The sequence below is a fragment of the Agrobacterium cavarae genome (assembly GCF_004310285.1).
Classification (GTDB): domain Bacteria; phylum Pseudomonadota; class Alphaproteobacteria; order Rhizobiales; family Rhizobiaceae; genus Agrobacterium; species Agrobacterium cavarae.
Window position 1 is genome coordinate 1 of sequence record NZ_SISF01000018.1, and the last position, 19,862, is coordinate 19,862.

Genomic DNA, 19,862 nt, shown 5'->3' on the forward strand with positions numbered 1-19,862 from the left:
GGGCCGATGCTGTAGGCAGGCACAAACGCTCTTCCTCACAACCTGCCGCCGTCCGCGCGGACTGGTCTATCGTGTCAGGCCGGTCTTCTGACTTGGCTTCGTCTGCCCGTTGCCGCCTTCCCGATTGCTCAGTGGCTTATGGCAACAGGCATCCGCCTCACAGCGTTGGGCACGTTGCGGTCTTGCACCGCATTCCCGATTCTCCTGCTGAAAGCAGGCACCTGACGACGTTGCGTATGGGCAATTGCCGATCGGAAGGCAAGCGCGCTACGTCTATCCAACCGGAAAATATCGCACATAGGCGAACTCGTCACCATTCGGTGACCAGTTGGGCGAGTTCATCGTTCCCTGCCCGCCAAAGAGGTCGAAGAGCGTTTCGACGTTGCCACCATCCGGGTCCATAAGTCGCACGCGAACATCGAGATCACGCGGGTGGTCGAAGACGTCGCCGTCATAGGAAATGAAAACGACCTTGTCTCCCTTGGGAGAGGGATGCGGGAACCAGTCGCCATATGGGCTATCGGTGATCCGCTCGACGCCCGATCCATCCGGTCGCACCCGCCAGATCTGCATCTGTCCTGTGCGGCTGGAGTTGAAGTAGATCCACTGACCGTCAGGCGAATAATCCGGACCGTCGTTTCGCCCCTCGCCGTGGGTCAGACGTGTTTCGGTGCCGGTTTCGATGTCCATGGCATAGATATCGAAAACCTGATCCCTGATCCCGCAATAGGCGAAGCTTTTGCCGTCCGGCGCCCAACCATGCCAGTAGGACGGCAGGTTCCGCGTCATCAGTTTCGGCGCGCCGCCTATGGATGGAAGCACATAGATCGCGCTCTTGCCGAACTCGACCTTGTCGGAAATGGCATAGAGAGAACCGTCGGGCGAAATGCCGTGGTCGTTGTTGCACTGAACCGCGAAGCCGGTATCTACCTTATCGACCGAGATGTCTCCAGCAAGGGACAGGCGGTAGAGCACGCCATCACCGTTAAGCAGCAGATGTTGCCCATCTGGAGACCAGTTCGGCGCTTCGAAAAGCTTCTCGGTCTGCCAGACAATCCGATCTTCGCGGGTACGGATATTGAATATCTCGACTGAACTTCGCATCGTCCCTCCCGTTGCGATTGCCCACTGACCCGTCGGACCTACCTGTCGCGGAATCGATTGGTAATAGGATACCTGCGATCGCGACCGAAGTTCTTCTTGGTAATCTTCACGCCAGGTGCAGACTGCCGGCGCTTATATTCGGCCAAGTACAACAGATGCTCGATGCGATGAACCGTTGCGACGTCGTGACCGCGTGCCACGATTTCGTCGACGGACATTTCCTGTTCCACCAAGCACTCGAGAATATCGTCGAGAACGGGATAGGGTGGAAGCGAGTCCTGGTCGGTCTGATTGGGCCTCAATTCGGCCGATGGGGCCTTGGAAATGATGTTGGCGGGGATGACTTCGCCCGAAGGCCCAAGCGCGCCAGGCGGGACGTGAGCGTTGCGCCATCTGGAGATGGCGTAGACCTGCATCTTGTAAAGGTCCTTGATGGGGTTGAAGCCACCATTCATATCGCCATAGAGCGTGGCATAGCCGACGGACATTTCCGACTTGTTGCCGGTGGTTACCACCATCGAGCCGAACTTGTTTGAAACGCCCATCAGGATCGTCCCGCGCGCACGGCTCTGGAGGTTTTCCTCGGTGATTCCCTCTTCCGTGCCCTCGAACAGATCCGACAGCGCCGTCATGAAGCCATCGACAGGTTCGGCAATCGGAACGATGTCATAACGGCAGCCGAGCGCCCTGGCGCAATCGGCGGCGTCCTTCAGCGATTCTTCCGAGGTATAGCGGTAGGGCAGCATGATGCAGCGCACCCGCTCCTCGCCCAGCGCATCGACCGCGATCGCTGCGCAGATAGCCGAGTCGATGCCGCCGGAAAGGCCGAGAACGACGCTCTTGAAGCCATTCTTGTTGACGTAGTCGCGGAAGCCCAGCATGCAGGCCCGGTAATCGGCCTCCTCGCCTTCGGGAATATGGGAAACCGGACCATGGCTACAGTGCCAGCCATTCTCCGTGCGTTTCCAGTCCGTGACCGCCAACGTTGCTTCGAACTGGCTCATCTGGAAGGCCAGCGTCTTGTCGGCATTGAAACCGAAGCTCGCGCCGTCGAACACCAGTTCATCCTGGCCGCCGAGTTGGTTGACAAAGACCAGAGGCAGGCCACTTTCAATGACCTGGCGGAGGGCGACCTGATGACGGACATCGACCTTGCCGCGATAATAGGGCGAGCCATTGGGCACCAGCAAGATTTCGGCGCCGGCCTCAGCCAGCGTCTCGCACACGCCGAAATCGTTCCAGATTTCCTCGCAAATCGGAATGCCGATGCGAATGCCTCTAAAATTATAGGGGCCGGAGATAGAGCCTTCGCTAAAAACGCGCTTTTCGTCGAACTCGCCGTAATTTGGCAGGTCCACCTTGTCGCGTAGCGCGACGATCTTACCGCCATCGAGCAGAGCTACCGAATTGTGCCTGCCCTTTTCGCCCTGGCGCGGAAAGCCGATAATGACGCCCGGCCCGCCATCCGCGGTGTCCTCGGCCAACTCCTCCACTGCCTTGAGGCAGGATTTCAAAAACGCCGGTTTCAGCACCAAATCTTCTGGCGGGTAGCCGGAGATGAAAAGCTCCGTCAACAGGAGCAGGTCGGCGCCTTGCGCTGCCGCATCGGCTCTTGCCTCGCGCGCTTTGGCAAGGTTGCCTGCGACATCGCCGACGGTCGGGTTGAATTGTCCAACCGCAATCCGGAACGTGTGGGGAATGGTCTGTCCTGTGCTCATGCCTTCCTCATTATCGTGCCGGCTCTTACAGTGCAACGCGCCGCATAAACTGTTTCAAAACATCGGCCAGTCAAGAAGGTTCTGGCGGGTGCATGCGCCAAATAAACGGCTCACGCGATGGTTATCCTCGAGACCTGTGAATTTTGCATAGTTCATGTCGCGTTCATTGCGCGCATGTGACAGTTAGATGACGCTTATATGACAGGTGATTCACACCTGCTTTCGAGACTGCCGGAGTAGAAACGTGACGAAATCGGTGCCTAGAACAACGGTTGCCGAAAGGATGAAGCTCGTCCTTTCAAAGCCGTGGACACGGTCCCCTGCCCGCCTCGCAAACGATGCACAAACGCTGGCCAATCTGGTCCTTGCAGCGGTCCTACTCGTCGTCTGCATGGAATGGATCGCGCGCGGCACGTTGCATGATGTCGGCTCCTTTTTGCTGTCACCTGCACGACCTGGGCTGACGACGGTCGTCGCAGTCACTATCGGCCTCATGGCGCTTGATGCCGTCTTCGGGCGTCATTACCAGTCGCTTCTGATTGCCGTCCCGCTCCTGATCTTGCCGGCTTTCATCTCGAGCCAGAAGCAGCTTTACCTTTCCGATCCGCTCTATCCTTCCGACCTGCTGTTCGGCCGGCAAATTCTTCAGCTTTTGCCTGCCATGCTGAAGGCTCAGCCCGTGACGGCACTCGCCCTTGCGGCTGCGGTTGCGCTCGCTGCCTTTGCTATTGTGACGCTGTGGCGCATTTCGCGGCGTGCCATGCCTGTAATGTCGTTCAAAGCAAGGATGTGGCGGCTGGCGCTTGCCGTTCCACTCTTCGTCAGCTTTGGCTCCATGATGGAATACTCCAGCTATTCCTGGATCAGAGACCGCCTCAACATCATTCCGATGATGTGGGATCAAAAGGAAAACTATCGCCACAACGGTTTCCTCATGGCCTTCGCCTTCAATATCCCGATGGCGAAAGTGACAGCACCATATGGCTATGGCGAGGCGACGATCGCGGACATTGCGTCCGACAGTTCCGCCTTCGCGGTCAACCACAGCAAGCGTCCCGATGTCATTATGATCATGAGCGAATCGCTGTGGGATCCGACGCGCTTGGACAATGTCACGCTGTCGAAAGACCCGATGCCGCGCATCCGCGCCATGCAGTCAGGCCATGTGTTTTCACCCGAGTTTGGCGGCATGACGGCGAATGTCGAATTCGAAGCGCTGACCGGCTTCAGCAATGCGTTCTTGCCCTATGGCAGCATTCCCTATCAGCAATATGTGCGCCGCCCTGTTCCCTCACTTGCGACCTTCTTTCGCTCGGAGGGGTACTCCGCAATCGCCGTCCACCCATTCCGGGAATGGTTCTGGAATCGTCGTGAGGTCTACAAGCATTTCGGCTTTGAGGAGTTTCGCTCTGAAGAAACCTTGCCACCGATGGAAAAGCGTGGGGCGTTCGCCTCGGATGCGGCGCTGACGAACGAAATCATCCAAACGGTTGATGCGGCCGAAAAGCCGCAGTTTCTCTTTGCCGTCACGCTTCAGGGACACGGCCCCTATGAAGCGAACCGCTATGCTGAGAAAGCCGTCTCCGTCAGCGGTGATCTATCCGACAATGCACGCGATGCGCTCGCCACCTACGCGCAGGGCGTTTCGGAAGCCGACGACAGCTTTGCAAGGCTTATCGCCTGGGCCAAGGGTCGAGAGAGAGAAACCGTCATCGTGCTTTTTGGTGATCATCTGCCGCCGCTCGGGCAAGCCTTTGTCGAAAGCGGCTATATGCCGGGCATGGTGGCAACACGCCGCGCGCCGCTTGCCACGATGAAGACGGAGCATGAGACGCCTCTGGTGGTCTGGTCTTCAAAGGCAGGATTGCAGAACCGGATTGGCACGATCAGCCCCTCGTTGCTGCCCTATCACATCTTGAAAACCGCGGGCTTTGACGATCCCTTCTACACCGGCGTACTTGGCAAGGTGCATGCGTCCTACTCCGTCATCGATCGCCATATGCTGATGCAGCGAAACGGTTCGGGCGTGCCGGACTGGTCGATTGCGCCTGCGACTCTACCGTCGGCACTCAGCGAATACCGGCAACTGCAGTTCGACATGATGTTTGGCGACCAGTTCGGTAAAGAGCGATTCTTCCCCGGCTTCAACTGGATCAATGAGACCACGCCATCCAGTTAAGACGCCTTCGAACCCGCGATTTTGTTTGAACTTGCCGGCACCTTGGGCTTATCTCCAGCCAACGCATTGCCGGAGATGAATCATGTCTGCCATTCCAGATTACGTCCTGTCCCACTTCAAGCGATCCTCCCGACAGATCGGTGAGGTTGAAAAGCGGATTCTGGAGGTGGCGCATCAGAAGCAACTGATTTCCACTGACACGAATGCTGAGTTTTCGAAGGGATCCACAGTCGGCGAGAGGCTGGCGGACAGCATTGCCCGCGTCGGTGGCTCATGGGGCTTCATCATCAGCTTCCTGGTGTTTCTGGCCGTATGGGCCGTCATCAATACGATTGTTTTGACGACGAAGGCCTTTGACCCCTATCCCTTCGTGTTCCTCAATCTCATCCTTTCCATGCTGGCCGCGATCCAGGCACCCATCATCATGATGTCCCAGAACCGGCAGGCGGAACGCGATCGGTTTGAGGCAGCCAAGGACTACGAGGTCAACCTCAAGGCCGAGCTTGAGGTTCTGTCTCTTCACGAGAAGATCGATCTCAAGGTTCTGGCCGAACTCGCCGCATTGCGGGAAGACATCGCAAAGCTGCACCAACATCAGACCCAGCAAAGCGACCGCCCTTCGTCCTGATCGAATAGCCGATTTGCGGCTTTTTCTGTGCCGGTTACGAATCCGTCAGATTTCTGCGCTACAGATTGACGCAGGCATTTGTTGCATTGCACTCTGTGGTCTCACGACATCCAGATGTGCGGGTGCGGAGATCATTTCCGCAAGCTGAGAGCATCACGCTTTTCGCGGCAAATCCTCACATCGGATATTCACACATCCCGGCAATCTACCGGGTTTACGTCCAGAGGCTTTTTCATGAACCAGTACGATCTCATTGTTGTTGGCAGCGGTCCCGCCGGCAGACGTGCTGCCATCCAGGCGGCAAAGCTCGACAAGAAGGTCCTGGTCATCGAGAAGGGCAGCCGCGTCGGCGGTGTCTCGGTTCATACCGGCACCATCCCGTCTAAGACAATGCGCGAGACGGCGCTCAATCTTTCCGGATGGCGCGAGCGCGGCTTTTACGGCCAGTCCTATCGCGTCAAGCAGGAAATCAGTGCCGAAGATCTGCGCCAGCGCCTGCTGATCACTCTCAACCACGAAGTCGAAGTGCTCGAGCACCAGTTTGCCCGTAACCGCGTGCAGCACGTGCGCGGCAAGGCAAGCTTCCTCGCGCCCGATACGCTTCAGATCACCAAAGACGATGGCGAAGTGATGCATGTGTTGGGCAAGAGCATTCTGCTCGCCGTCGGCACTCGCCCATTCAGACCGGACTACATGCCGTTTGATGGCAAGACCGTCATCGACAGCGATGAATTGCTGCAGATGGAGAGGCTACCGCGCTCCCTGGTGGTCATTGGTGCCGGCGTCATTGGCATCGAATATGCGACCATTTTCAGCGCGCTCGATACCGCCGTCACGCTGATCGATCCCAAATCCACAATGCTCGATTTCATCGACAAGGAAATCGTCGAAGATTTCACCTACCAGCTCCGCGACCGGAACATGAAGCTGCTTCTCGGCCAGAAGGCCGAGAAAGTGGAACACACGCCGGAAGGCAAGGTGTCGATCACACTGGATAATGGCCGCACGATCGTGACCGAAATGGTGCTTTTTGCCGCAGGCAGAATGGGCGCAACCGACACGCTGAACCTCGCGGCAGCAGGCCTCGAGGCCGACAGCCGCGGCCGTCTCTCCGTCAATCCTGAGACCTTCGAAACTTCCGTACCGGGGATCTTTGCCGCCGGCGACGTTATCGGCTTCCCGAGCCTTGCCTCCACCTCCATGGAACAGGGCCGTATTGCCGCTCGCGTCGCGGTCGGCGCAATTGGCATGGAGCCGCAGAAATATTTCCCTTACGGCATCTATGCTGTCCCGGAAATCTCCACCTGCGGCCTGACGGAAGAAGAAATGAAGGAGCGCGGCATTCCTTACGAATGCGGGATTGCCCGCTTCCGGGAAACCTCGCGCGGCCACATCATGGGTCTTGATACCGGTCTTCTGAAGCTGATCTTCTCATTGAAGACGCGTCGGCTTCTCGGCGTTCACATTGTCGGCGAAGGCGCGACCGAACTGGTTCACATCGGTCAGGCTGTGTTGAACCTCAAAGGCACGGTCGAGTATTTCGTCGAAAATACCTTTAACTACCCGACGCTTGCCGAGGCCTACAAGATTGCCGGGCTGGATGCATGGAACCGCATGGGTGACATCAAGAACAGGAATGAAGCGGTCAAGTGAGCCGCTTCACCACCTGATCTTGTAGTTTGCATGCACCGCCGGGCGGAAACGATCTTCAAAGCCCCGGTCGAAACTGCCTGTTACCGTCAGATTGTCGGAGAGCTTCTGTTCGAGCGCGACGCTGGAACTGAACTCGTCGAATGTCTCGCGGCTCGCGCCCGTCAAGACGAAGGCGGTGCCGGTCGCAGAGCGCGTCAACCGCAGGGACTGCGACACATCGAGCCCGCTCCACTGCTGGCTATGGCCGTCATAGCGCAGCGTGACGTTTCGGTTCGATTCCACATCGAAATCGGCTGTGGCGACGCGCTTTTGCGTCATCGTCATCGTCACGGCGGCCGAGCCCGTCAGCGCGTTCATCAGAATGCCGACGTCTCTGGCGATCTTGACGCCCGGAAGATTGGTGGACATCAGCGTCATGTCACCCCAGAACTTTACAGGCGTATCGACCACCGCACCACTTTCAGACGCACTCATGCCCATCTCAAGGCCGGCGCGCAGCGGCGTTTCCGTCGGCAGCTTCGCACCCAGCCGCGCCGAATAGGAGCGGTCGGAATTCTTGGATGGCGCCCAGATCAATCCCCGCTCCTGCGCCTTCACCTCCACCGGGGACAAAAGGATGAGCGAGGCAGCGGCGAGCGTGCCCAATATCTTGACCAACATGTCATTTCCTCAAGCTTTAAAAAGACCAGCCACTCTTGGGAGGAAAACAGCAGGTCTCGTTTCGGCTTGGGCGATCCAGAAAACGGAGATCACCCGGACTCAATTCTGCCGGCGCTGGGCGCCAGACTTAACCGCGCTCGCTGACAGGCGACGCGAATCGACAAGCGCGACATCACACCCGCGCTCGAAAGAGAGATGAAACTGAAGGCTTAAAGCCAAGCCGCGTTTGGCGGCGGATCGCACTCAACGCAAAAGCGCGTCTGGCAAATCACTCCCAAAGGGTGCCAGATGAACGGGAGATGAACAAGAGCAACTGCAGCAAAAAGTCATTGTGCACTGCATTGTGACCGTCTGAGCACAGTTGGGGGACATGCTGCCCCGTCGGAAATGCCGGAATTGCTACGCGTTTGTGTGGGATAACAACTCCGCAACAACCGCTTCGACCGGCTGGGTAGAATCGATCGCGATGCCTTCCTTCGGAACGTCATCTCCACTCTCGTGGAGCGCCAGGATGAACGCCCGCTCCTCAGCTTTGCCACCGAACTCGTCTTCTGGCCTCGCGGACAGGCGCTTCTCCAAGGCGGCTCGATCAAGCTTGAGAATGAACACGGCGTCAAAGAAGCCGATGAAAGCGGAAAAGTTTCGGGCGCCGCCGCACAAGAAGGTGGCAGCATGGCTCTGATCGGCTACCAAATCTTTTACTCTCTCGGCACACCAGAGGTGATGACGGTGAGCAAAAGCGACATCCGTGGCCCACGCGCCACCCTGCCGCCCCTCCAAAGGTAAGCCGGTCTTAGGGTCACCTTTATAGGCGAGTTCCCTGTCGCCATGAATGACATGATAACCCTGTCGCTGAAGCTCCGTTGCCACAGACGTTTTGCCCGAACAGGACACACCTTCAACGAGGTAGTTTTTGACGCCCATGAGACCTCTACTTCAGCAAGATGCAGCAAAGGTCGCCCATACACTCTTCGGATGACGACAGGATGTCTTTTCGGCGTGAATGCAAACGCCTCTCGACATTCCTAAATGAAAAGGCCGCAGCTTTCGCCGCGGCCTCTTCGAAACAAATATGAGAAGAGCAGATTACTCTGCGTCGCCTTCTGCTGCCTTCTTCTTGGCAGGCGCCTTCTTCTTCGGAGCGGCTTCTTCGCCTTCAGCGGCGTCAGCCTTGGCTGCAGCCTTCTTCTTGGCCGGAGCCTTCTTCTTGGTTTCTTCGCCTTCTTCGGCGTCGTCAGCCAGAAGCTCTTCCTTGGAAACCGTCTTGTCGGTAACGGAGACTTCGGTCAGCAGCTTGTCGATGACCTTTTCTTCGAAGATCGGTGCACGCAGCGAAGCGGAGGCGCCAGGCGTATTGCGGAAGTAATCGAGGATTTCCTTCTGCTGGCCCGGGAACTGCTGCAGCTGCTGGAACAGAGCGCGCTGCATTTCTTCTTCGGTGACTTCAACGCCAGCCTTCTCGCCGATTTCGGAGAGAACGAGGCCGAGGCGAACGCGGCGCTCAGCGAGCTTGCGATATTCTTCGCGCGCTTCTTCTTCGGTCGTGTCTTCGTCAGCGAAGGTCTTGCCGGACTGTGCGAGATCGGTGTTGATCTGGCGCCAGATGTTGTCGAACTCAGCGTCAACGAGACCGGCAGGCGTGTCGAACTTGTAGAGTTCGTCCAGCTGGTCGAGGATTTGACGCTTGACCTTCTGACGGGTCACGTTGCCGTACTGGCTTTCGATCTGGCCGCGAACGATTTCCTTCAGCTTTTCAGCCGATTCGAGACCGAGCTTGGTCGCCAGCTCGTCGTTGATTTCAACGTCGGCGGCGGCAGCAACTTCCTTGACGGTGATGTCGAAGGTGGCTTCCTTGCCAGCCAGCTCAGCAGCCGGATATTCGCTCGGGAAGGTAACGGTAATGGTCTTCTCGTCGCCAGCCTTGACGCCAACGAGCTGGTCTTCGAAGCCTGGGATAAAGCGGCCGGAGCCGATAACCAGCTCGGCATCTTCAGCAGCGCCGCCATCGAAGGCTACGCCATCGACCTTGCCGAGATAGTTCATGGTAACGCGGTCGCCTTCAGAGGCCTTGCCCTTCTTCGTCTCGTAGCTACGAGCGCTTTCGGCGATCTTGAGGATCTGCTCGTTGATTTCGTCTTCGGTCACTTCAACGACTTCGCGCGTGACCTTGATGCCGTCATTCGACTTCAGCTCGATCGGCGGGATGACTTCGTAAGCAATATTGAATTCGAAATCGGTTTCGGCGGCGAGGATCTTGTCGGCTTCCTTCTCGTCTTCCGTCATGGAGATGGAAGGCTGAGTCGCAGACTTTTCGCCACGGCTGGAAATGATCTCGGAAGGCTTTTCGCGAACCAGCTCGTTGACGAGGTCAGCCATGATCGACTTGCCATACATCTTCTTCAGATGAGCGGCAGGGACCTTGCCCGGACGGAAGCCGTTGATACGAACCTTATCCTTGGCTTCGGCGAGGCGCTCGTCAAGGCGAGCCTTCATGTCAGCGGCCGGAATAACGACCTTGATTTCGCGCTTCAGCCCTTCAGCGAGCGTTTCGATAACCTGCATTTTCATACCTTCACATCATGGCGGCAGTGCTCAGACAGCCGTCGGTTTACTTTCGAGCACAGCGCCGGAATCTGAATTCACCGGCCGTGACTATAAAACTTGCATGCACAGGCGCGTTGCGGAGCAATTATGCCTGAGCCAGGGAAAGGGCAAAACGAAACGCTTTACCTGGCTTTCCCGGCGATTTGTGGTGCGGGTAGAGGGACTCGAACCCCCACAACTCTCGTCGCCAGAACCTAAATCTGGTGCGTCTACCAATTCCGCCATACCCGCGCTCTTTAAATCCTGCATAAACAACATCTGGCACATGAGGCCTTCCGGAGCGCGGCGTCTCTATATCATCCGTTTTCAGGAGCGCAAAGGAAAAATGACGCCGTACAAGCCCTATTTCCATGGGTTTTAAGGACTCTATGACAATGGCGAGCAGGCCATCTGCGGAATCACGAGGCTCGCGGTCCACGCAGTTCGATTTCATTGGGCCGCCCATGAAAGCCCCTCCCCGATGGAATGCTATACCAACGTGCCCACCTCTTGCCGCGGCAGTTGATGAGAGTTTGTGAGGCCCATTAAGATTTCGACTGGCCCGGAGACGAGCTTAAGAGCGTGACTGCTGCTGTTTGGGCCTGAAAATCCACTTCAAATGCTGTCAAATTATGCATTTGTTAAGGAAGTAGGGCGCCGATTCGGAGCTTGCCCTGCGTTATGCGCATAGGTGTCATCCTTCTTTGTCTGTTTTTGAAGCGCGGCGAAAGGCATATATTCAGTTTCAGAAAACGAAGCCGAGTTGATCCCAAGCAACCGGCGAACCGAAACGAGGAATAAGACCATGAACATTGCACGCTCGCTGAACAACTGGCGCAAGTATCGTCAGACCGTAACTGAACTGGACCGCATGAGCGATCGCGAACTGAGCGATCTCGGCATTGGCCGCACCGACATCCGTCGCGTTGCTCGCACTGCAGTCGGTATGTAATAGATCGATAACACCGGCTGGCGATCCTTCGTCTGCCCGATGTGTTACCCTCAAAAGGCCCTGAGCACCCGCTCCGGGCCTTTTCTTTTTGCGCTCAACGCCCCTGCCCGCCCTGAAATATCGGTCCGAAGACCAGCATCGATTTGCAGAAATCAGGATGCCTTGATGCAGCGTCGTCCGAGTGCTCAAAAAGCCGGGCGGGATCGTAGCAGCGCCTCACGGATTTCCGCTCAAATAATGCGCAGATCGATCCACAAGCTGCAAAAATAGACGACACATTGCACAAATGCATGGCAGTCGCTCAAAATCTGCACTCCAAATCATTGCTATGAATATGTATATACCACTCAACAGCCGAGAGCGCAGATTACCAGCGGCCCGGCGGACTGAATTTTAAAGATCAAACACATCAAAGATTGAGGAAACCACCATGAACCCGCTTCGCATCGCTAAGAACTGGATCAGCTATCGCCGTACGCTCAACGAACTGGGCAGCCTCTCCAACCAGGCTCTCAGCGATATCGGCCTGACCCGTTACGACATCCGTAACGTCGCATCCCGTTCGTTCCGCTAATCAGCGTACAAGGTCATCCGCAAGAGCCGACCTCCCACGGCACCGGATGGCTGAGCGACAGGCAAAAAAACGGCGCCATGAGCGCCGTTTTTTGATTCTTGCAGGTCGCTCACGATCGTCGCTTGAATCTCCTTCTCCTGACGTCTGAGACTCGCAAGCTTTCGAAAAAGTTTGGCGGCCCGCACTGCTCGTGATACTGCATCGGGCAAATGCCTCCTCAGAGTGAGGCTAAGCCAATCAAGAAAGATCGTCGACCCGCAGCACCCTAAGTGCCGGTTGGCAACGTGAGCGCGCGATGCAAGACACTATGAACTCTCCCATCCATGTCATTGGCGGCGGCCTTGCCGGCTCGGAAGCGGCCTGGCAGGTCGCTCAGGCTGGCATTCCCGTCATCCTGCACGAAATGCGCGGCGTTCGCGGCACGGATGCTCACAAGGGTGACAGCCTTGCTGAACTCGTTTGCTCCAACTCCTTCCGTTCCGACGATGCGACGGCCAATGCCGTCGGTGTCATTCATGCGGAAATGCGTCTGGCGGGCTCGCTCATCATGGCCTGCGCCGACAAGCACAAGGTTCCGGCCGGCGGCGCTCTCGCCGTCGATCGCGATGGCTTTGCCGAAGCGGTTACGGCGCAACTTGAGGCGCATCAACTCATTACCATTGTTCGCGAAGTTGTTCCGGGCCTCCCACCGAAGGAATGGGGCAATACGATCATTGCCACGGGCCCGCTCACCGCGCCCGAGCTTGCCGCCGCCATCCAGGCGGAGACAGGCGAAGATGCGCTGGCGTTCTTCGACGCAATCGCGCCGATTGTCCATCGCGACAGCATCAACATGGATGTCTGCTGGTACCAGTCCCGCTACGACAAGGTGGGGCCTGGTGGCAACGGCAAGGACTACATCAACTGCCCCATGGATGAGGCACAGTATCATGCCTTCATCGATGCGCTGATCGCCGGCGACACGGTGGGCTTCAAGGAATGGGAAGGCACGCCCTATTTCGATGGCTGTCTGCCAATCGAGATCATGGCGGAACGCGGACGCGAAACGCTTCGTCACGGCCCGATGAAGCCGATGGGTCTGACCAATGCCCATAACCCGACAGTCAAGCCCTATGCGGTAGTACAGCTGCGTCAGGACAATGCACTAGGCACGCTCTACAACATGGTCGGCTTCCAGACGAAGCTCAAATATGGCGCGCAGGCGGACGTCTTCCGTATGATTCCGGGCCTGGAAAATGCCGAGTTTGCGCGTCTCGGTGGCCTGCACCGCAACACCTATATCGATTCGCCGCGGCTGCTCGATCCGTCGCTGAAGCTGAAGTCTCGTCCGGACATCCGTTTTGCCGGCCAGATCACCGGCTGCGAAGGCTATGTCGAGAGTGCGTCCATCGGGCTGCTTTGCGGTCGGTTCGCCAGTGCCGAGCATAAGGGCGAGCCGGTCCGCCTGCCGCCGGCGACGACTGCGCTTGGCGCTCTGCTCAACCACATTACCGGCGGGCATCTTTCCACCGACGAGGAACCGGGCAAGCGTTCGTTCCAGCCGATGAATGTCAATTTCGGCCTGTTTCCTGAGCTTGCGCCGGGCTCGATCGTCAAGCCCGAAGGCGTGAAGCGCTTCCGCGGCAAGGACAAGACCATCATGAAGCGTCAGTTGATGTGCGCACGCGCGCTGCAAGATTGCGCGACATGGCTTGGCGTCGAAGCGCCGGTTCTTAATCAGGTTGCGGAGGAAGGTGAGGAGCTGGCGTCAGCTTCCTTAGGCTGATCGGGCTCTGCATCCGCTGCTTCCAGATAGCTTCCGAGCAACCAGAGAGACACTTCTGCGGCCTCCCCAACCGTCTTGAAACGATAGGCACCGCTATATTTCGGCGTGTCGATGAAGGCGACGACGAAACCGTCGCCGCTTTCCAGATGTTCCACCGTGACGCGCTCCGGGTTCAGCATCATGCAGGCATTGTGCTTGCCCATGTTGCGCATGAAGCCAGCCTTGTTGTCATGCAGCCGAACGAAAACGGCGTTGCCGTCTGCGGTCATATGCAGGCTGCGGATCGCCTCATTGGGAAAGGCCCGGGCGAAATCCAAAATGGCCTGCCCCGTATCGTAGCTGCTTTCGCCTTCCGAGAAACGCTTCAGGCGCCAGAGATAGATCGCGACCGCGATCAAAAGCGCGAGGATGATGATCCAAATGGTAAGGCTCATCTCTGTCACTCCTTGGAGAGTCTTCAGCCCTTCGGGACCTACAAGACACGCTCTGACTTCTCGAAATCACGTATTGGACAATGCTGTCGTCCATACCAGCTCATCAAGCGGCTTAGCAACCAAGACTTGCGCGGAGGTGAAGCGCGCTTGCAGCGTCGTGCTGAGATTTAAGAAAGTTGAGCGTCCGAAAGACTCACTGCGCTTTAAAGGCATGTCGTTATCGCAAAACCGCTGCGGCTTTGCGTGCCACGCTCTAGAAACGCTTCAGATAGGCGGCCTTAGCGAGCAGCCACTGGCGACGGAGCAATGAGAGCTGGATGCCGTTTTCAACAACGTCCGCGCCAGCGCGACGTGCCGCCTTCAACACAGCCTCGACCTGTGCCACGGGCAAGAAAGCGGGAACGACCGCTTTAGGCAGGGACGTCTGGCGCGCCCTGTTCAGATGATCCTGTGCATGCGCGCAGAATATCTCGATCGCCGCACCGACCTTCTCACGGTCCTTGCCTTCCAGAAAACTCTCGCGGTTCAATCCGGCTGCCGACAGAACGTCCTGCGGAACATATACCTGACCTCGACGGCGATGCAGCGGCATCAACAGCAGCATGCCAGCCATGGCCTGGGCAACGCCTGCGTGGCCCGCGGTCTCGGCGTTTCTCGCCGCATCATCCGGCGAAAGCACGATGCTGGAGAGCTGTATCAATGCAGACGCCGTCTCGCCCGCATAGCCCTCGAGAGCGTTGCGATTCTCGAAGACGTCATCGTAGAGATCGAAGATGCGCGCCTCGATCATGTCGATCAAAGTCTGCCGCGGCAGATTATGGGTGGCGATCGCGTTGAGCAGTGCTGCGGCAACCGGATGGCCGACGCTGTCCCCATGCGGATTTCCCTCCAGGAGATCGCGCCACCACTGCATGCGCACTTCACCTGGAAGCGGCTCACGAACGACATCGCGGATGCGGGCAATCTCGGCGTTGAAAGCGTAAAGGGCCGCGAGATCGCCGCGCTTGTCTTCCGGCGCAAGAAGGCATGCGAGATATCTGTCGCGATCCATGTCACGCAGCATCGTCAGGCAAGCGCCCTTATCCGCCGGCAGGTCTGTCATCGATAACCGTTCTTCAGCCTTCGACCGCAATCAGGGCGGCAGCCACTGCCCGCGATTCGGAAAGCATGATGTTGTATGTTCTGACCGCAGCACCCGTGCTCATCGGATCGACAGAGATTCCAGCCTCTTTCAAGGCGGCCTTCAGTGCGCTCGGGACGATCCGCATGGAGTCGCCCATGCCGATCAACAGAAACTCGATGTCGGCCGCTTGTTCCAGAACCTTGGTGAAGTTATCGACCGAAAGCTGCAAGGGATCGGTCACGTCCCATCCGTGAATGCCGGAAGGAAGGCAGAGAAGCGAGCCGCGATGCGACATCTCGGCGAAGCGAAAACCGCCATTTCCATAAGCATCGATAGGCGCCCGGCCAGGAAAATGGGCCGGGCGTATTTCTATTCCGCCAGCCATCAGACTGCCGGTCTGCCGCTGATCGAATTCGCCTTCTGGTCGTCCTTGTCATCGGCATCCGTGCTGGTCGGACGCAGATTGAAGGCGATCAGAACAGGAGCCGCGATGTAGATAGACGAGAACACGCCGATACCGACACCGAAGAGCATGGCGAAGGTGAAGGAGCGTATGACCTCTCCACCGAAGAGGTAGAGCGATAGCAGCGCAAGCATCACTGTCAGGCCGGTCAAGATCGTACGCGACAGCGTCTGGTTCAGAGAGACGTCGATGATCATGGACAGCGGCATTTTCTTGTAGCGCCGCAGGTTCTCTCGAATTCGGTCGTAAATGACCACCGTATCGTTCAGCGAGTAACCGATAATGGTCAATATCGCCGCGATACTGGTGAGGTTGAACTCGATCCCCAGGAAGACGAAGAGGCCTATGGTGAAGACCACGTCGTGCACCATGGAGATGATCGCACCGAGCGCAAACTGCCACTCAAAGCGGAACCAGATGTAGATCATGATCGCGATCATGGCGAGCGCGATGCCGATGGTCGAGGTGACGGTGAGATCGCCCGAGACGGCCGGTCCCACGACTTCCACGCGGCGGAAGTCATACTTATCCTGCAACTCGCCACGGATCATCGTGATTGCCGACTGCTCGGCATTCTCGCCGCCTTCCTGCGCCTGGATGCGGATCAGAACGTCGTCGGGAGAACCGAAGCTTTGAGCCTGAATTTCTCCAAGGTTCAACTGGCTCAGGCGCTCACGAATATCTGCGATATCGGCAGGACCGCTTTTCGACTGCACCTCGATGATCGAGCCGCCTTGGAAGTCGATGCCAAGGTTCAGACCCTTGGTCATGAAGCCGCCAAGGCAGGTCAGCATGATGACGCCGGTAATACCGAAGACGATGCGACGGTACTTCATGAAAGGAATATCCTTGCCGTCAAACATGCCGGTGCGGATGCCTTTCGGCAGATGCTTGGGACGGCTGCGACGAACCCAGACACCAAACAGCCAAGCCGTCAGCGTATAGGCGGTAAAGACAGTCGTCACGATACCGACGGCGAGCGTGACCGCAAAGCCCTTCACCGGTCCGGTACCCATATAGAAGAGTACGCAGGCCACGATAAATGTGGTCAGATTGGCGTCGATGATGGTGGCGAAAGCACGGGTAAAGCCGTTCTCAAGCGACGATATCAACGGTTTGCCCGCTTTGACTTCCTCGCGGATACGCTCATAGATCAGAACGTTCGAGTCCACCGCCATACCGATTGTCAAGACGATACCGGCAATGCCCGGCAATGTCAGCGTCGACCCAATGATGCTGAGAATGGCCAGCAGCATGACGATATTGACCACGAGAGCGATATTCGCCAGCAGGCCGAAGAAGCCATAGAAGATGAACATGAAAAGGACGACGCCGATGGCGCCGATGGCGCTGGCAGTCAGGCCGGCATGGATGGAGTCACTGCCAAGGCTTGGGCCAACGGTCCGCTCTTCAACCACCGTCAACGTCGCAGGTAAGGCGCCGGCACGCAGGAGAACGGCGAGGTCATTTGCACCCTGAACGGTGAAGTTACCGGAAATCTGGCCCGAACCGCCAACGATGGGCTCACGGATCACGGGGGCGGAAATAACCTGGTTATCGAGAACGATGGCGAAAGGTTTGCCGACATTCTGCTGGGTGGCCTGCGCGAAACGCTGCGCACCGCGGCTATCGAACCGGAATGTAACAACAGGCTCATTGGTCTGCTGATTGAAGCTTGCCTGCGCATCGACTAGATTGTCACCAGACACAAGCGCACGGCGTTCGACAAGGTAAGGAACTGGCGGGTCGTCCTGCGAATAGAGGATTTCATCTGTCGCAGGTGGGCGTCCGTTCAACGCTTCCTGAACCGGCATGGATGTATCCACCATGCGGAAGGAAAGCTTGGCTGTCTGATTCAACAGAGACTTCAAGCGCTGCGGATCCTGGAGGCCCGGGACCTGAACAATGATACGGTCATTGCCCTGGCGCACGATCAGCGGCTCGGTCGTGCCGAGTTCGTCGACACGGCGGCGGACGACTTCGATCGACTGGGCAACGGCAGAAGACAGGCGATAATCGATGCCTGCATCGGTGAGGTTCAGGCGCAGGAGATTGTCGCCGCCATCACTCATCGTCACTTCCTGCACCGATCCACCGGTCAGCGTACCGACGGAGACTGGCAGCGTCAGATCTTTCAACGCATTCTTGGCCGCCTCATACTGAGCCGGATCGGTGATACGAACCTGAATCTGCTGGCCGTTGCCGGCCAGACCGGAATAGCGGATATTGGCGTCGCGCAACTGGGCGCGGACGTCGCCGACGATAGTTTCGAGACGTTCCTTGACGATGTCGGAACGCTCGACTTTGAGCATGATGTAGGAACCGCCCTGAAGGTCGAGACCAAGCGTCACCTTGTTGTGCTTGTACCAGTTTGGCATTCCCTCCAGCTGCTTGTCCGTGAACAGGTTGGGGGAAGCGATGACGGCGCTTATCAGCACGATCAACCAGATGAAGACTGTTTTCCAGCGGGAAAAATGAAGCATTTCGGTCTCGGTCAGGGTTGGGTTAGAAAACCCAGGCCGCGTCGATGCGCAGCCTGCTTATTGTTACTTCGCGTTAGCAGGAGCTTCGGTCTTGACCGGCTCACCCTTGACACGAACCTCGGCGATATAGGTGCGCGATGCGCGGACCTTGACGCCTTCGGCAATTTCGACTTCAAGTTCGTTATCGTCGATAACCTTGGTCACCTTGCCGACAATGCCGCCGCCCAACACAACCTGATCGCCACGGCGAATGTTGGTGAGCGTCTCCTGACGCTTCTTCATTTGCGCGCGCTGCGGACGGATCAGGAAAAAGTACCACACGACCATGAGCGGGGCGAAAAGGAAAAGCATTTCCAGGCCGGACCCGAAAGCCGATGGTGTGCCTGCTGCATCCTGAGCAAAGGCTTGGCTAATGAACATAAAAAACTCCTCAGATTTCAGGCACAGTCTTAAGCCACTGGCCAGCTTTCAAGCCGCCGGAATATAGTTGCGATCCCCTAGAATGCAACAGAAAGACTTCGACCCCCGTACCGTTTCCACGGCTCATACTCTTTCGGGGCATGAAACACCATGCTAGGCCGCGCAAATTCCACGTCTGTTCCGGCATTTGACCGGGTTCAACGAGCCGCGGAAAGTCGACAAGGAGCATCGATCATGACGTCAGAAGAAACCAGCGCACTCCTGCTTCTCGAACTTCGCCGTCTTGCCGACGCCGTGGAGCGGCTCGCAGGCCCCGCACCTGCGTCAAATGACTGGAATAGCGCCGATTGTTTTGTCTGGACGCCTGGCAATGCCTGGCTGCAGCCCGTGCCGCGTCCGAACCGAATTGCGCTGACGCTGATCCGCGGTGTGGACCACGTCCGGGATATCCTGCACGAGAACACGTTGCGCTTCGCAGAAGGCTTTGCTGCCAACAATGTGCTGCTTTGGGGCGCGCGCGGCATGGGCAAATCATCGCTGGTGAAGGCGGTTCACGAAGACGTGCGCACCGCAAGCGGCACGTCGTTGAAGCTTGTCGAGGTGCATCGCGAAGACATTCACACCTTGCCCGTCCTCCTCGATATCCTGAAAGCCGCTCCGCACAGAATCATCCTCTTCTGCGACGATCTTTCTTTCGACCATGACGATACGGCCTATAAGTCTCTGAAGGCGGCACTGGACGGCGGTATTGAAGGCCGACCGGAGAATGTGCTGTTCTACGCGACGTCCAACCGCCGTCATCTCCTGCCGAGACACATGATGGAAAATGAGCAGTCGACTGCCATCAATCCATCTGAAGCGGTCGAGGAAAAAGTCTCGCTGTCCGATCGTTTCGGCCTATGGCTTGGGTTCCATAAATGCAGCCAGGATGACTACCTGGCGATGATCGATGGCTATGCTGACCATTTCGACCTCGGTCTCGCGCGCGATGTCCTGCACCGCGAAGCGCTGGAATGGGCGACGACACGTGGCGGCAGATCCGGTCGCGTGGCCTGGCAATATATCCAGGATGCAGCCGGGCGTCTGCGCAAGCCTCTGGACCAGCGATAGACAGCTAAGTGAC

General features: G+C 57.5%; 17 protein-coding genes, 1 tRNA gene and 1 riboswitch. Of the genes, 7 read left to right on the forward strand and 11 right to left on the reverse strand.

Translation table 11 applies throughout. The features are described 5' to 3' along the window. Positions 1-60: 60 nt before the first annotated feature. Positions 61-240: riboswitch (cobalamin riboswitch) on the reverse strand. Between the two features lie 33 nt (positions 241-273). Both EYC79_RS01195 and EYC79_RS01200 read right to left on the reverse strand, forming a co-directional pair. Continuing rightward, entirely contained in the window at positions 274-1,104 is an 831-nt protein-coding gene (locus EYC79_RS01195) for a TolB family protein (RefSeq protein WP_130976953.1), read from the reverse strand. Positions 1,105-1,142: 38 nt separating this feature from the next. Beyond that, positions 1,143-2,822: an NAD+ synthase gene (locus EYC79_RS01200; protein ID WP_130976954.1), complete on the reverse strand. Its 1,680-nt coding sequence runs from the start codon at positions 2,820-2,822 to the stop codon at positions 1,143-1,145. Positions 2,823-3,105: 283 nt separating this feature from the next. Between EYC79_RS01200 and EYC79_RS01205 the strand changes: the two genes are divergently transcribed. The 3 genes from EYC79_RS01205 to sthA all read left to right on the forward strand — a co-directional run bounded on the left by EYC79_RS01205 (position 3,106) and on the right by sthA (position 7,282). After that, entirely contained in the window at positions 3,106-5,001 is a 1,896-nt protein-coding gene (locus tag EYC79_RS01205; RefSeq protein WP_130976979.1) for an LTA synthase family protein, read from the forward strand. Positions 5,002-5,083: 82 nt separating this feature from the next. Beyond that, entirely contained in the window at positions 5,084-5,629 is a 546-nt protein-coding gene (locus EYC79_RS01210; RefSeq protein ID WP_062425441.1) for a DUF1003 domain-containing protein, read from the forward strand. Positions 5,630-5,863: 234 nt separating this feature from the next. Then, positions 5,864-7,282: a Si-specific NAD(P)(+) transhydrogenase gene (sthA, locus tag EYC79_RS01215; protein ID WP_062598105.1), complete on the forward strand. Its 1,419-nt coding sequence runs from the start codon at positions 5,864-5,866 to the stop codon at positions 7,280-7,282. 6 nt (positions 7,283-7,288) lie between these two features. Here the strand turns inward: sthA and EYC79_RS01220 are convergent, their stop codons facing one another. The 4 genes from EYC79_RS01220 to EYC79_RS01235 all read right to left on the reverse strand — a co-directional run bounded on the left by EYC79_RS01220 (position 7,289) and on the right by EYC79_RS01235 (position 10,777). Further along, complete coding sequence (locus EYC79_RS01220) at positions 7,289-7,942, reverse strand: hypothetical protein (protein ID WP_130976955.1); 654 nt, start codon at positions 7,940-7,942, stop codon at positions 7,289-7,291. A 399-nt stretch (positions 7,943-8,341) separates the two neighbouring features. Then, positions 8,342-8,866, reverse strand: a complete 525-nt coding sequence (locus EYC79_RS01225; protein WP_130976956.1) for a nucleoside/nucleotide kinase family protein — start codon at positions 8,864-8,866, stop codon at positions 8,342-8,344. A gap of 162 nt (positions 8,867-9,028) precedes the next feature. After that, positions 9,029-10,504, reverse strand: a complete 1,476-nt coding sequence (gene tig, locus EYC79_RS01230; protein WP_130976957.1) for a trigger factor — start codon at positions 10,502-10,504, stop codon at positions 9,029-9,031. Between the two features lie 188 nt (positions 10,505-10,692). Continuing rightward, positions 10,693-10,777: transfer RNA gene (locus EYC79_RS01235), tRNA-Leu, on the reverse strand. 553 nt (positions 10,778-11,330) lie between these two features. Between EYC79_RS01235 and EYC79_RS01240 the strand changes: the two genes are divergently transcribed. The 3 genes from EYC79_RS01240 to trmFO all read left to right on the forward strand — a co-directional run bounded on the left by EYC79_RS01240 (position 11,331) and on the right by trmFO (position 13,816). After that, positions 11,331-11,477: a DUF1127 domain-containing protein gene (locus EYC79_RS01240; protein WP_082447210.1), complete on the forward strand. Its 147-nt coding sequence runs from the start codon at positions 11,331-11,333 to the stop codon at positions 11,475-11,477. Between the two features lie 430 nt (positions 11,478-11,907). Further along, a complete protein-coding gene (locus EYC79_RS01245; RefSeq protein ID WP_082447266.1) occupies positions 11,908-12,051 on the forward strand; it encodes a DUF1127 domain-containing protein in 144 nt (47 codons plus the stop codon). 295 nt (positions 12,052-12,346) lie between these two features. Next, positions 12,347-13,816: a methylenetetrahydrofolate--tRNA-(uracil(54)-C(5))-methyltransferase (FADH(2)-oxidizing) TrmFO gene (gene trmFO, locus EYC79_RS01250; protein WP_130976958.1), complete on the forward strand. Its 1,470-nt coding sequence runs from the start codon at positions 12,347-12,349 to the stop codon at positions 13,814-13,816. Here the strand turns inward: trmFO and EYC79_RS01255 are convergent. From EYC79_RS01255 to yajC, 5 genes are all read right to left on the reverse strand, one after another. Further along, positions 13,768-14,250 (reverse strand): hypothetical protein, encoded by a 483-nt coding sequence (locus EYC79_RS01255; protein WP_130976959.1) that lies wholly within the window; start codon positions 14,248-14,250, stop codon positions 13,768-13,770. The genes trmFO and EYC79_RS01255 overlap by 49 nt on opposite strands. 253 nt (positions 14,251-14,503) lie before the next feature. Beyond that, complete coding sequence (locus EYC79_RS01260; protein WP_062437661.1) at positions 14,504-15,352, reverse strand: phytoene/squalene synthase family protein; 849 nt, start codon at positions 15,350-15,352, stop codon at positions 14,504-14,506. Positions 15,353-15,365: 13 nt separating this feature from the next. Beyond that, positions 15,366-15,758, reverse strand: a complete 393-nt coding sequence (locus tag EYC79_RS01265; RefSeq protein WP_130976960.1) for an Mth938-like domain-containing protein — start codon at positions 15,756-15,758, stop codon at positions 15,366-15,368. Then, positions 15,758-18,319 carry a protein translocase subunit SecDF gene (secDF, locus tag EYC79_RS01270; protein WP_130976961.1) on the reverse strand — a complete coding sequence of 854 codons (2,562 nt, stop codon included), beginning with the start codon at positions 18,317-18,319 and terminating at the stop codon, positions 15,758-15,760. The genes EYC79_RS01265 and secDF overlap by 1 nt, the downstream gene beginning before the upstream one ends. A gap of 63 nt (positions 18,320-18,382) precedes the next feature. After that, positions 18,383-18,739, reverse strand: a complete 357-nt coding sequence (gene yajC / locus EYC79_RS01275; RefSeq protein ID WP_113260685.1) for a preprotein translocase subunit YajC — start codon at positions 18,737-18,739, stop codon at positions 18,383-18,385. A gap of 234 nt (positions 18,740-18,973) precedes the next feature. Here yajC and EYC79_RS01280 point away from each other — a divergent pair, with 234 nt between their 5' ends. Next, positions 18,974-19,849: an ATP-binding protein gene (locus EYC79_RS01280; protein ID WP_113179530.1), complete on the forward strand. Its 876-nt coding sequence runs from the start codon at positions 18,974-18,976 to the stop codon at positions 19,847-19,849. Positions 19,850-19,862: the final 13 nt, after the last annotated feature.